The 12,986-nt window shown below is 75.6% G+C and carries 12 protein-coding genes; 8 read left to right on the top strand and 4 right to left on the bottom strand.

Annotation, left to right across the window (positions count from 1 at the left end; translation table 11 throughout):
- Positions 1-130: 130 nt before the first annotated feature.
- Complete coding sequence (locus H7H31_RS17590; protein WP_232109920.1) at positions 131-1,864, bottom strand: MFS transporter; 1,734 nt, start codon at positions 1,862-1,864, stop codon at positions 131-133.
- Between the two features lie 97 nt (positions 1,865-1,961).
- On the opposite strand from H7H31_RS17590, the gene H7H31_RS17595 reads away from it, so the two are divergent.
- Both H7H31_RS17595 and H7H31_RS17600 read left to right on the top strand, forming a co-directional pair.
- Positions 1,962-2,597, top strand: coding sequence for a TetR/AcrR family transcriptional regulator (locus tag H7H31_RS17595; protein ID WP_187061560.1), 636 nt, complete (start codon positions 1,962-1,964; stop codon positions 2,595-2,597).
- A 147-nt stretch (positions 2,598-2,744) separates the two neighbouring features.
- Positions 2,745-4,184, top strand: coding sequence for a glutamate decarboxylase (locus H7H31_RS17600; RefSeq protein ID WP_187061561.1), 1,440 nt, complete (start codon positions 2,745-2,747; stop codon positions 4,182-4,184).
- Between the two features lie 25 nt (positions 4,185-4,209).
- Here the strand turns inward: H7H31_RS17600 and H7H31_RS17605 are convergent, their stop codons facing one another.
- Positions 4,210-4,464 carry a hypothetical protein gene (locus tag H7H31_RS17605; protein WP_187061562.1) on the bottom strand — a complete coding sequence of 85 codons (255 nt, stop codon included), beginning with the start codon at positions 4,462-4,464 and terminating at the stop codon, positions 4,210-4,212.
- A gap of 369 nt (positions 4,465-4,833) precedes the next feature.
- Between H7H31_RS17605 and H7H31_RS17610 the strand changes: the two genes are divergently transcribed.
- The 6 genes from H7H31_RS17610 to H7H31_RS17635 all read left to right on the top strand — a co-directional run bounded on the left by H7H31_RS17610 (position 4,834) and on the right by H7H31_RS17635 (position 10,852).
- Positions 4,834-5,307: a DUF5994 family protein gene (locus H7H31_RS17610; RefSeq protein ID WP_187061563.1), complete on the top strand. Its 474-nt coding sequence runs from the start codon at positions 4,834-4,836 to the stop codon at positions 5,305-5,307.
- A gap of 323 nt (positions 5,308-5,630) precedes the next feature.
- A complete protein-coding gene (locus H7H31_RS17615; protein WP_187061564.1) occupies positions 5,631-6,275 on the top strand; it encodes a DUF5994 family protein in 645 nt (214 codons plus the stop codon).
- Between the two features lie 5 nt (positions 6,276-6,280).
- The gene (locus tag H7H31_RS17620; RefSeq protein ID WP_187061565.1) at positions 6,281-6,541 is read left to right on the top strand and encodes a hypothetical protein; all 261 of its coding nucleotides are present in this window, start codon (positions 6,281-6,283) and stop codon (positions 6,539-6,541) included.
- 706 nt (positions 6,542-7,247) lie between these two features.
- A complete protein-coding gene (locus H7H31_RS17625) occupies positions 7,248-9,254 on the top strand; it encodes a M6 family metalloprotease domain-containing protein (RefSeq protein ID WP_232109921.1) in 2,007 nt (668 codons plus the stop codon).
- Positions 9,255-9,506: 252 nt separating this feature from the next.
- The gene (locus H7H31_RS17630; RefSeq protein ID WP_187061567.1) at positions 9,507-10,217 is read left to right on the top strand and encodes a hypothetical protein; all 711 of its coding nucleotides are present in this window, start codon (positions 9,507-9,509) and stop codon (positions 10,215-10,217) included.
- Positions 10,214-10,852 (top strand): hypothetical protein, encoded by a 639-nt coding sequence (locus tag H7H31_RS17635; RefSeq protein ID WP_187061568.1) that lies wholly within the window; start codon positions 10,214-10,216, stop codon positions 10,850-10,852. Before H7H31_RS17630 ends, H7H31_RS17635 begins: the two co-directional genes overlap by 4 nt.
- Before the next feature lie 60 nt (positions 10,853-10,912).
- Here the strand turns inward: H7H31_RS17635 and H7H31_RS17640 are convergent, their stop codons facing one another.
- Both H7H31_RS17640 and H7H31_RS17645 read right to left on the bottom strand, forming a co-directional pair.
- Positions 10,913-11,809 carry a phosphorothioated DNA-binding restriction endonuclease gene (locus H7H31_RS17640; protein ID WP_187060137.1) on the bottom strand — a complete coding sequence of 299 codons (897 nt, stop codon included), beginning with the start codon at positions 11,807-11,809 and terminating at the stop codon, positions 10,913-10,915.
- A gap of 123 nt (positions 11,810-11,932) precedes the next feature.
- Positions 11,933-12,856, bottom strand: a complete 924-nt coding sequence (locus H7H31_RS17645) for an aminoglycoside phosphotransferase family protein (RefSeq protein WP_187060138.1) — start codon at positions 12,854-12,856, stop codon at positions 11,933-11,935.
- Positions 12,857-12,986 lie beyond the last annotated feature (130 nt).

Raw genomic sequence — 12,986 nt, forward strand, 5'->3', positions numbered from 1 at the left:
ACACGGGTGGCGTGGAAGCGGGTCCTTGAGCTAGGAGATCCGGGGCGTGGACATGCCGTCAGGCTAGTTCGCGGGGGGTGCGGGACGCATCCGTAATTCGCCGGGGGGCGCCCAGCGGCGGCGGGGGTGGCTAGCGGGTGGCCTCGGCCCCCGTGGGTTGGTCCGGTGGATCGTCGTCCGGGGCGTCGGGAGTGTCCGGGGTGGGGCGGGCGTCCGTGGTGCGGGCGGGAGGGCTGGGGGGCAGCGCGGCGGCCAGGGCCGCGACCAGCGCGCACAGGCCGGCGATGGCCCAGAACGCCCGTTGGTAGCCGGCGACCGCGCCGGCCGCGGTGCCCGCGACCGAGACCAACACGGCGAGGCCGAACGTCCCGCCCACCTGCCGGGCGGCGTTCATCAGGCCCGACGCGGCGCCCGCGGCGTCGGGCGCGACGCCGGAGGTGACGGTGGTGGTGATCGGGGTGATCAACAGGCCCATCCCGGTGGACATCACCAGGGCCGGTCCGAGCAGCCCGGTCACGTAGTCGCTGTGCGGCCCGAGCGCGCTCTGCCACAGGAAGCCGCCCGCGGCGAGCAGGGCGCTGGCCACGATCAGCGCGCGGGCGCCGACCCGCCGCATCGCGAGCGGGGCGAGCCGGGCCGCCACGATGCCGGCCAGGGTGTGCGGCAGGAAGCCGAGCCCGGTGGCGAGCGCCCCGTAGTGCAGGACGTCCTGCATGTACAGCGACAGGAAGTACCACATCGGGATGAAGCACGCCCCGGCCAGCAGCATCACCGCGTTGCCCACCCGCACGCCCGGGGCGCGCAGCAGCGCGCGCGGGATCAGCGGATCGCCCGCGTGCCGCGCCTCCACCCACCACAGCCCGGCCAGCGCCAGCGCGCCGCCGCCGAGCCCGGCCAGCGTGGCCGGGCCGGCCCAGCCGTGCCGCTCGGCCTGGGTCACGCCGAACACGAGGCCGGTCACGCCGATCGTGGCCAGCGCCGCGCCCGGCACGTCGAGCCGCCGGGCCGCCGCGCGGGCCCGGTCGGCGGGCAGCAGCCGCAGCGCGAGCAGGCCGGTCAGCAGCCCGATCGGCGCGTTGATCAGCAGCGTCCAGCGCCAGGACAGCGACTGCGTGAGCACCCCGCCGATCAGGTTGCCGGCCGCGCCGCCGGCCGAGCTGACGGCCGTCCAGGTGGCCAGCGCCCGGGTGCGGCCCTGCCCCTCGACGAAGGTGGTGGTCAGGATCGTCAGGGTGGCCGGCGCGAGGACGGCGGCGCCCAGGCCCTGGACGGCGCGCATGGCGATGAGCACGCCGGGCGCCCCCGCGAGCCCCCCGACCAGGCTGGACAGCGAGAACAGCGCGAGCCCGCAGAGGAAGACCCGGCGCCTGCCGTACAGGTCGGCGAGCCGGCCGCCGAGCAGGAGCAGGCCGGCGAAGGCGATGGCGTACGCGCCGACGACCCACTGGAGCGCCACCGCGTCGAAGCCGAGCGAGTCCTTGATCGACGGCAGCGCGACGTTCACCACGGACACGTCGAGGATGACCATGAACTGCGCGGCGCAGGCGAGCGCGAGCACGGCGCGCCGCCCGTCGCCCCGCACGCCCTCAGCGCCCTGGCCACCCCGCGCGCCCTCAGCGCCCTGGCCACCCCGCGCGCCCTCAGCGCCCTGGCCACCCCGCGCGCCCTGACCGTCCTGATCCCCCTGACCGTCCGCCGCGCACCGCCCGTCGGGCGCCGCGCTGCCCGCGTCGCCACCCGTCCCGCCCGCCACCTCGCCGGCCGGCCCGCCCCGCGCGGGGTGCCCGCCCCGCGCGGGGTCGGGCCTTCCGCCCGCCGTGGCCGGTGGGTGCCGGTGGGGGTCGCCCGCCTCGTGCTCCGCCATGGCACCCGCCTCCCGAGTTTTATGGTACGGCGGTACCATAAAGGTTCCGGGGCGCGTTGGGGAGCGGGCCCGACCGACGAGCAGGGGAGGGCCGGCGGTGCCGAAGACCGTCGACCATGCCGAGCGCCGCGCGCGGATCACCGCCGCCCTGGTGCGCGTCGTCGCGCGCACGGGCCTGCACACGGTCACCCTGCGCGCGGTCGCGGCCGAGGCCGGCGTGTCGTTGCGCCTTGTGCAGTACTACTTCGAGACCAAGGCCAACCTCGTCCACGCGACCCTGCGCGCCCTGGAGGAGCAGAGCCAGCGGCGCTGGGCGGACCGGCTGGCCGGGCTGCCGAGTCCGGTCACGGCGCGGGCGTTCACCGAGGCGTTCTGCGCCGAGGCGCTGCCCACCGACGAAGCGAGCCGCGCCTTCCACCTGATCTGGACCTCGTACGCGGTGCTCGCGATGACCGACCCGGAACTGGCCGCGCGCCCCTTCGTGGCCGGCCCCAACCACCTGGAGGCCCAGCTCTCCGACGCGCTCGCGGCGGCCCGCGCCGCCGGCGAACTGCCCCGCACCGCCGACCCCGCCATCGAGGCCGCCCGGCTGCTGGCCCTCAGCCACGGCCTCGGCACCAGCGTCCTGGTCGGCCAGCGCCCACCCGAGGCCGCGCTGGCCGTGCTCCGGCACCACCTCACGGAGCTGTTCGGCCAGCGGGCGGCGGGCGGTAGTGGCGGGGCGACGGCGTGACGGCGTGACGGTCCTGCGGCGTGACGGTCTCACGGCGACGGGTCCGCGCGTCCGCAGGGCACGGGAACTCGCGGAGCGGGATCGGGGGCCGTCCGGTATACGTCGTTCCAGGGGGATCGCCGCGTTCGTCGCCGGAGGATGACACCCATGGCCCTGCACCGAGCCAAGGACCAGCACGCGGACGCGGACGATCCGTACACCGACGTCTTCGCGTCACCGCTGAGCGCCCACGCCCTGCCCAAGCACCGGATGCCGGCGGAGCACGCGCCGCCCGACGTGGTCTACGAGCTGCTCCACAACGAGCTGCTCCTCGACGGCAACGCGGCCCAGAACCTGGCCACGTTCTGCACGACGTGGACCGAGCCGTACGTCGGGCGGCTGATGAGCGAGTGCGTCGACAAGAACATGGTCGACAAGGACGAGTACCCGCAGACCGCCGCGATCGAGGCGCGCTGCGTGAGCATCATCGCCGACCTGTGGCACGCGCCGTCGAGCGGCAACGGTGATGGCGGCGGTGGCGGTGGCGAGGGTGGTGGCGTCCGGCCGCGCGGGGCCGTCGGCTGCTCGACCACCGGGTCCAGCGAGGCGGCCATGCTCGGCGGGCTCGCGCTCAAGTGGCGCTGGCGCGCCCGGCGACAGGCGCGGGGCGAACCCGTCGACCGGCCCAACATCGTCGCCGGGCCGGTGCAGGTCTGCTGGGAGAAGTTCGCCCGCTACTTCGACGTCGAACTGCGCCAGGTGCCGCTGGAGCCGGGCGCGACGGGGCTGCGGGCGGAACAGGTCGCGGCGTACGTGGACGAGAACACGATCGGCGTCGTCGCGATCCTCGGGGTGACCTTCACCTGCGCCTACGAACCCGTCGCCGAGATCGCCGCCGCACTCGACCGGATCGAGGCCGAGCGGGGCTGGGACGTGCCGATCCACGTGGACGCCGCCAGCGGCGGGTTCGTCGCGCCGTTCCTCCACCCGGACCTGGTGTGGGACTTCCGCCTCGACCGGGTCGCGTCGATCAACGCGTCCGGGCACAAGTACGGGCTCGCGCCGCTGGGCGTGGGCTGGGCGCTGTGGCGGGACGCGGACGCCCTCCCCGCCGAACTCGTCTTCCAGGTCGACTACCTCGGCGGCGACGTGCCCACCTTCGCCCTGAACTTCTCCCGGCCCGGCGGCGAGGTCATCGCCCAGTACTACGCCTTCCTGCGCCTGGGCCGGGCCGGCTACCGCCGCGTCCAGCAGGCGTGCGCCGACACCGCCCGGTACCTCGCGACCCAGGTACGCCAGATGGGCCCGTTCACCCTCCTGTACGACGGCGAGGGCGCGCTGCCCGCCGTCTCGTACACGCTCACCGACCCGCGTGGGGCGGGCTTCAGCCTGTACGACCTGTCGGACCAACTCCGCATGCGCGGCTGGCAGGTCCCCGCGTACCCGCTCCCCGCCGACCGGCACGACACGGTCGTGCACCGGGTGCTGATCCGGCACGGCGTCGGCCGCGACGAGATCGCCCTGCTCGCCGACGACCTGCGGCAGGCCCTGCGCCGCCTGGCCACGGGCACCCCCACCGACGCCGAGCGCACCGGCTTCCACCACTGAGCGGCGGGGCGGCGCCCGGGCGGGCTCAGCCTTCTGTCCTGGGGTGGTCCTTCTCGGCACTGCTCTCCAGCCAGGTCCGGGCGGGCTCCGCGGCCCTGGTGGTGTCCACGGTGAGCTGGAGACGGGTGCCGCCGTGCGGGTCGACCGGGAAGCTGCGCTGCTCGGTGGAGGTGAAGCAGCGCCGGAGGACCTCCGCCACCTGGCGGGCGACATCGGGCGTGGACGCCACGATGCTGATGTCGGCGTACCCGGCGTCGGGCAGGCGGTCCGGGGCGTTCATGAAGGTCTCCGAAGGGTTGCGGGCATGGGGCGGGGGCAGGCGTCGTGGGCCGCTCGGTCGCTCTCCGCCTGTGGCGCTCTCCACCGCGCGTGGGGCGCGCACGGCCGTGGTCCCGGCGTCGTCATCCACCGTCCACGGTAAACCACGGTGATCCAGGCCGAGTGGGTCCGCGTGTCGCCGCTGGTGTCTCGCGGTACCCGCGCGGGCGCGCCGCCGCTGGACGCCCGGCGGGCCGGTCACCGGCGTCGGAGTGCGGGTCGTGGCCTCGGGAGTACGGTGAAGAGGCGAGGTCAGACCCTTCGAGGACGTCGCCGACACGCCGGTGCCGAGCGGCGGAGGGCCGCCGAACCCACAGGGGGTGAGGACACCATGGCTCAGGCCGACGAGACGGGTGCCGACGGGCTGTTGCCGGACGCCGTCCACCACGCCGTCAAGCCGGGCACGGCCCTGCTGCGGCTGGAGACGACGCGGGTCAGACAGGGCATCCTCGACGGCGCCTGGTGGCCTCGGTCCCGCACCGTCGGAGCCGAACTGCCCGCCCTGATCAGCGCGCTCACCGAGCACCTCGGCCCGATCACCCGCGTCGGCCTGGACGCCAGTGCCTGGAAGGACCTGCCGACGCGGCTGGTCGTCGATGACCACGTGATCCACATCGACTCCTTTCCGATCGGCGACGACACGGTCCTCATCACCCGGGGCGACCAGGACCACTTCACCCTCCTCGTGGTCCCGCCGCGAACCCGCCCCGACGCGGCCCGCGCCGCCATGGCCAGGGCCGTACGGGCCGACAACGTCAGCGATGCCGAACAGATCCTCATCGACACCGCCGCCGGCGACGGCTGACGGGCGGCGGGGCCGGCGGTGGGCCACGGGCGGCCGTCGCCCCCGGCCCGCCGGGGGCCGACGAGGAGTACGGTGGAGTCACCGAGAGCACTTCGCACTCGGGCTGCCACGCCAGGGTCGTTCTCGGCGACTGATGACGCCGGGCACGGCACGCCGGGCCCGGAGCGAGGTTCGCGCCATGACCGCGACCGGTTCCCAGCCGCGGCTGAGCCCGATGGCCACCCGCCTACGCCAGCCGGCACCCGCCCCGCGGCCGGCCGCTCTCGCGCCCGGCCGGGGCGCCCGCGCCAGCCGCCCCCGACCGGTCGCCCGACGCGCCCGCGGTGGCCCGGCTCTCGCTGGTACCCGCCGGCTCCGCGCCCGCCCTGTTGGACGGCGCGTGGTGGCCCCACTCCCGCGATCTGACCCGTGAACTCCCGTCCCTGATCAGGGCGTTGAGCGAGCGCTGGGGACGCATCACCCGGGTGACGGTGCATCCCGCGCACTGGCCCACCGTCCCGCGCAAGGTCCCCGTCGACGGGTGGCTGGTGAAGGTGGACTGGTCCGAGGGGGAGCAGGACCCGCACCAACTGCTCCTGCTCTCCCGCCGCGTGGGGCGCTGGGACCTGCTGATCGTCCCGCCGGAGACGGTGCCCGGCACGGCCGCCCGGATGCTGGCCGCCGGGGCCGACCCGCGCCGCTCCGCGACCGGCAGCGCGCTGCTGGCCGAGGCGGAGCGGGACGCGGCGGCCGGCTTCGCGGCACCCGCCGCCGACCCGTCGCCCGAGGAGCGGGCGCGGGAAGCCGTGTGGGTCGCCGAAGGCGGCGGCTCCGGCCCCTCCGGCGACGCCTGGGTGCGCGGCGCGCCCGTACGCGGCGGCGACGGGAGGCCGGCCGGCGAACAGGCCGCCGCGACCCGGCGGCTGCCCGCGCCCCCCGACCCCGAGCCCGTGGCCGGTACGGCCACACCCGCACGACCGGGAAGGTGAGAACCGTGGAGATCCTTGTCACCGTCTGCGTGATCGCGGCCATGATCGCGCTGGGCATGCTCGTGATCCACCAGCTCAACGCCCAGCACGAGGACCGCATCGCCCTCTTCCCCTACGGCCGCTCGCGCCGTGGCGGCGCGTCCCCGGCGCGGCCCTCGCATCCGGCCCCCGACCACACCGGCGGGCGCGGCGCCGGGCACTCCCGCCGCGACCACCGCGACGGCGGCCGAGGTCGCTTCCGCGCCCGCCGCCGCGCCCGGAAGTAACCCCGGAGCGCGACCCCGCGCGGTCCGCCACGGGCCGAGTGGCCTCGGGCCGTGGCCGGGCCGGGGGCGGCGCCCCCCGGCCGTGGCGTAGAGGTGGTCTCGGGGCCGTACGAGGCGGCCTCGGGGACTTGGCGTACGAGGTGGCCTCGGGCACGGCCCACGGGGTGACCCCGAGCCGTGGCGCGGCGGGGTGGCTGGCGCGTCCGCCGGGTCGACGGCCACGCCCGTGACGACCGCGCCCACCGCGCCCGCACCCACCGCGCCCGCACCCACCGCGTTCACACCCACCGCACCCACACCGCAGGACGCCGCCCGATCGCCGACCGGGCGGCGTTTCGCGCGCCGGTGACCTCAGGAACGCGCGGTCGGCACTCTGGCGCACCGACGCCCCCCGACTTACCTTGACGGCGGTGGGAAACCCTCACTGAACGACTTGCCATGTCCACGTCCGATGATCTCTCACAGCGATCAGACCACGAGGTGAGTCTTGTTCCTCCGCCGCTCGCGCGCGCGCCGCGTACCCCGCTCCCGGCGCAGCCGCCGCCCGCTCCGCGCGTCCCGCGCACCCCACATATCGCCGACGACACGCTTCGCGCGCCTGTCCCGCGCGCTGCGCCCGCGCTCCTCCCGTACCGGACCCGTCGCGCCGCGCGCGTCGGTGCCCCGGCCGCCGCGGGGCGTCCGGCGTCTTGGCCTACTCGCCCTGGTGGTCGGCGTGTTGGTGGCGCTGGCCGTCGCGCCAGCGGGCGCTTCGCCCGACGCCGGCGCCGACGTCGAGTCCGCGCAGCGGCCCCGGCTCGCCACGCCGATCGACCCGCAGAACTGGCGCAACCCGGACGACATGACCTGGGCCGAGTACCGCTCCGTCCCCGGCACCGACTGGGCCAATCCCGACCTCAAGCCCACTGACCGCACCTTCAAGGGCGCCCTCGTCCTGCTCGACTACCCCGACGAGGGCTTCTCGGTCAGCCAGCCCGCGGGCAAGGCCAAGTTCGGCAACCCGCTGCCCGAGGCGAGCGACGTGCCGCGCGCCAAGCTTCCCCAGTTCTACGAGGACTTCCTCAACAAGCCGGGCAAGCTCAACCGGGGCCACACCATCAACGAGTACTGGATGGAGGACTCCGGCGGCCGGGTCGGCGTGGACCTGACCGCCTTCGGCGTCTACCGACTGCCGTACAAGTCCTACCAGTACGGCATCGAGCCCGGCATGAACCCCGGCGCCTGCCCGTTGCGGGAAACCTGCGGCAAGGACCTCCGCGAGGACGGCAAGCGCGCGTGGGTCAAGGACGTGGGCTCCCAGAAGCCGGGCGAGTTCGACTTCGTCTTCTTCCTGACGGCCGGCGTGGACGAGTCGGCGGCCTGGCAGGAGTTCGGGCAGATGAAGTTCACCGACCCGAAGGCCGTCCCCGCCCAGTGGGGCCCGCCCGCGCCCACCGCCGACGGCGGCAACGCGGCCAGCACCCGCTACGTGCCCTGGACCTCCTGGCAGGCCGCGGCCCGCATCTGGCCCAACGCCGCCGACGGCTCCTCCACCCAGGCCGAGAGCTCCGGCATGGCCGTCTTCGCCCACGAGCTGAGCCACATCCTGGGCATCGCCGACAACTACAACAACCCCTACGGCAAGCCCCTCAGCCGCTCGTACTCCGGCATCTGGGGCATGCTCTCGCGGGGCTCGTTCAACGGCCCCGGCGGCCCGCACACCCGCTGGCGGACCCCGGCCACCTCGGGCGCCTCGATGGGCGCCCACCACGTGCTGCGGGACAAGCTCAAACTCCGCATCGTGGACGAGGCGAACGTGCTGCGGCTCGACCGCGACGCCCTGAAGGGTTCCGGGATGGTCGTCGCCAACGTGACCGCGCGCTCGGCGCCGCCCGGCGAGAAGGGGCTGACCGGCGTCAACATCACCATGGCCCGCGACCTGTCACCGCAGTGCGACCGCGCGACCGACCCGCTGTGCGACGGCGGCGGCTACCAGAACTACACCGTCGAGGTCGTGGACCGGATGGGCATGGACTCCTTCACGCCCGACAACGGCGTCATGCTCACCAAGACGAAGAACGCCGACCGGGCCCCGTTCGCCTGGGTCGTCGACGCGCACCCCGAGGACATCGACATGGTGGACTTCAAGCGCCCCGACGGCACCGAGCAGAAGATCACCATGGGCGACTACCGCCAGCTCAGCGACGCCCTCTTCCACGCGGGCGCCGACTCCGGCAGCAGTTACGAGTACGTCGACCAGGCCAACCGGCTGCACTTCTACGTGCTCGACATCAAGCGCGACGGCGCCGGCGTGCTCTCGTACACCGTCGGCGTGCGCTCCCTGGACGGCGCCGGGCGCCAGGACCGCGGGCTCGACCTCGACCGGGGCACCCCGCACGGCAAGCCCGGCAAGGAGCGGGCCGTGTGCACCTTCCCGCTGACCAACACCGGCGAGGCCGCCACGGACTCCGGCACCCACCCGGAGGACGCCAGGCCGTACCTGGACTCGGACGTGTACCGGCTGTCGGCGGCGGCCTCCGGCCGTGGCTGGTCCGCCTGGCTGCCGAACCGGCTCGCCACCGCCAAGGCCGGCGCCTCGGTGCCGGTGGACGTGGCCGTGACCGCGGGACCCGGCGCCGAGCAGCGCGGCAAGGTCACCCTGACGGCCCGCTCCGAGAGCGACCCGAGCAAGACCACGCGGGCCACCTGCTCACTGCGGAAGTCGGGCCGCTGATCCCCGACCCCGCCCCGACCCCCGATCCCGATCCCTGATTCCTGGTCCGAGCTCGAACCCGGCCGGGTCCCGCCCGCACACGCCGTGCGGCCGGGGCCCGGCCGGTCCCGTCGGGGCGGCGCGCGGCGGCCCCGTCAGGGCGGTGGGAGCGGCGGCCCGGTGGCGGGGGCCACCGACAGCCCGTACGGCCGGCGGATAGGGTCCGCCCAGGCGCGGCCCGGCACTCAGGTGGCCGCACGGAAGGGGGCCGACGTGCGACCGAGAGCCTACGGACACGCGCTGCGCGCGCTGTCCTGCGCGCTGCTGGCCTGGTTCGTGTGGGTGGCCTGGCACGCGGCGAGCCACGAGGCGGCGACCGTCGAGTGGACCTGCGACGGGGCCGGAAGCTGCGCCAGCGACCAGTTCGCCGCCGTGGCCACCCTGCTGGGCGCCGGCGCCGCCGCGCTCCTCGGCGTCCTCGCCGCGCGCTTCCTGCACCGCGCGAGCGGCGGCGTGGTCGTCGTCTTCTGCGCGGTCGCCTGCATCGTCGGCTGGCACGACGCGATAGCCGACGGCCAGGTCACCCACGACTCCGTCACCAACTTCCACGTCATCGTCCCCATCACCGCCCTCTCCGTCGCGGACTGGCTCACCGCCCTGTGGTGCGCCGTGGGGCTCGGCTCCCTGCTGGCCTGGTGGGGCGCGGCCACCAGCCTCCGCCGCACCGCCGCGCTGCGCCGCCTCTCCCGCCGCTACGACACGGCCGCGGCCACGCTCTCCGGCTGGGACCGGCTGAGCGGCAGGTACGGCCAGGTCACCGTGGCCTTCCAGGACGCGCACGGCACGCCGCACGAGGTGCGGGCCGTCACGGAGCAGGTCGCGCTCCGGCGCACGGTCCTGGCCGTGTACGACCGGGAACGGCCGAGCGACCCGCGGCGTACCCGCGTCGCCATCGTCCGCCGCACCACCCGGGACCTGGTGTGACGGGCCTGCCGTACGGCGTGCGCCGCCGGCTGGCCCCGTACCTGTTGCTCTGCGTGGCCGTGACCGGCGCGGTCTTCGCCGCCCTCGCCTGCGGTGCCCTCTTCGGGCCGCGCTGGTTGCTGCTGACCGGCCTGTTCACCGGATCCCTGACGCTGGCGGTCCTCGGCGTCATCGGCGAGCGCGACACCGGCAAGGACGCGGCCTGGCCGCTGCGCCCCGACGGGCCGCGCGCGTACGCCCCCGCCCTGGTCCACGGGGTGCGCGCGGTCGACAGGGCCACCGGCCGGCCGGCCGCCGACCGGAACGCGCTGAGCAGCGTCTTCGCGTTCGACCTGACCGTGGTGCCCGAGGACCGCGACCCGTACCGGATACGCGTCCGCCACCCGCTCGACGTGCAGGACCTGCTCCACCGCGACCGGGCCGTGGTCCAGTACGACCCGCGCCAACCCTGGCGCGTCATCCTCCCGCCCAACCCACCGCGCGAGGCCCAGGCCCGCGCCGCCCGCCTCGACCCGGACTCCCTCCCCACCGCCCGCCCCGTCCGCCCCACCGGCCTCCCATCGGGCGCGCCGGTCCTGCTGCTCGGCCTGGCACTGGCGGCCGTCGTCGTCACGGTGGTGGGCACGGCGGGGTGAGGAGGGCCGGCGCGTACGCGGGCGCGCGGGCCGGCCGCGTGGGGCGGGGGCGGGGGCCGGTCAGGCGTGGGCGGCCGGGCGCGGACCGTCCCGGAAGACGTGCCGGGCGTGCCAGGCCAGGTGGGTGACGGCGACGTCGCTCGCGCCGGGTCGCGGGCGGAGCAGCGGGCGGCCCGCCAATTCCGTGACGTGCGCGCGGGCCGCCGGGCCGCCGCCGGCGAACCGCTGGGACACCAGGACGCGGCGGCCGTCGTCGACGCCGAGGGCGCCGCGGTCGAAGAGGTTGTGGTGCAACGAGCACAGGCAGAGCCCGTTGTCGACGGTGTCCGGGCCGCCGAAGGCCCACCAGTGCACGTGCGCCGCCTCCAGACCGACCGCCAGCCCCCCGAGCTTCCCGTCGTAGCCGCAGAAGGCGCACTGGTACGCGTACGCGTCCAGCACCAGCTCCCGCAGCCGCCGGTCCCGCCGCTGCCGCCGCGCGGCGAGGAGCGGCAGGTCGACGGCCGGCTCCAGGTCGAGGCCGACCGCGTCGCACAACTCGCCGTGGAGCGAGGGCGGGAAGTGCTGGTCGAGCAGGACCCGCGCCATCCGACCGGCGAGTCCCGGCTCCCGCCGCAGCGCCGCCCGCAGCTCGGGCGCCAGCCGCCCGGCGGCCCGCGAGCCCCGCAACTCCCGCACCCCCGGCCCCGGGCTGCCGGCCCCGTGCGCGGTGCGCACCTCCCACACGCCATCGCTCGTCAGGTGGTGGAACGGGTAGGCGGGCGTCGTCTTGTGCGGCGGCCCGTATTCGACCAACAGCCGACGCAGGTCCGCCTCGACGGCGCTGTACGACAACGCGGCGTCAGCGTCCTGTTGGAACCGGCCGAGGGCGTACAGGAGCAGCAACGGCTTGTGCGGGGCGCGGGTGCCGTTCCGCGACCACTGCCGCAAGCCCGTGACCCGCTCCAGCCAGTCCATGGCCGCCGATCGTAGTAACCCCGGGCCGAACGCGTCCGAGCGACCTGGCCCCGCCGGTCGCGGGCCCACCCGGTGGGCCCGGGGCGGGCGCCGCGCGCACCCGCCCCGGACGTGCGCCTGGCCTCAGCGGTGCGCCAGCAGGACGCCGGCGATGGCGACCTGCGCGGGCTCAAGGGCCGACCTGCCGTCCTCGATGTCCCACAGGCCGTTCTGCAGGACGCGGCCGAGCGTCCAGCCGGTGGCGCGCCGCCGGTCCAGGCCGAGCGCCTCGGTCAGCAGGTCGAAGCGGCGCAGCACCGTACGCGTCACGCCGTCGGTCACCACGACCTCCGCCCAGCGGTTGTCCATGGCCGGCAGCAGCTCGAACCCCGGGTCGCCGGCGAGCGGTTCGGGGTCGATGGCGAGCCAGGGCTCCCGCTCGCCGGCGAGGACGTTGTCGTAGTGCGCGTCCCAGTGCAGCAGCCGATCGCCCGCCTCGCCGACCAACTCGGCGACCGCGGACGCGCAGGTGCGCAACAGCCGCCGCTCGTCCGGGTCGGCCAACCCTTCGACGGCGTGCGGCACTTCGGCGAGCATCGCCGTGGCGATGTCGGCGAGCCGGCGCACGTCCGGGGGCGCGGCCACCGCGGTCATCCGCGCCAGCAATCCGGCCAGCACGCGCATCGCCTCGCCGTCGTCGGCCACCGAGGACAGCGGCCGGCTCGCGTCCAGCCGCTCCAGCAGCATGCTCGCCGAGCCCGGATCGTGGTCGAGCATCCGCACCACGCCACCGCCGCCCCAGGCCCGCAGCCCACTCGCCGCCCCCGAGGTCTCCTCCCGCTCCTGCTGCAACTTCAACACGGCCGGCGTCCCGTCGGCGCGGGTCACCGGCAACACGACCGAGGCCATGCCGTGCGCCACGGGCCCGCTGACGCGCAACTCCCAGCGGCTCAGCATCGCGTCGGCGAGGCGGGGGAGCCGGGCGATCCAGGCGCGCCCGGACGGGTTGTCGTGGCCGTACGACGCGGCGAACGCGTCGGGGACGGCGAGGGAATACGGCGTACTCATGTCGAGGTGTCTCCTTCGTGGAATTCCGGATGGTCGCGAAGCCGAAGGAGCGTCGGTGGCGCCCGACATGCGGGCAGGCGTCATTGCACGGGGCCACGGTAGCGGGTGGCGGTCGGTCGGGCACGGGGTT

It is taken from the genome of Streptomyces buecherae, assembly GCF_014295035.1.
GTDB lineage: Bacteria > Actinomycetota > Actinomycetes > Streptomycetales > Streptomycetaceae > Streptomyces > Streptomyces youssoufiensis.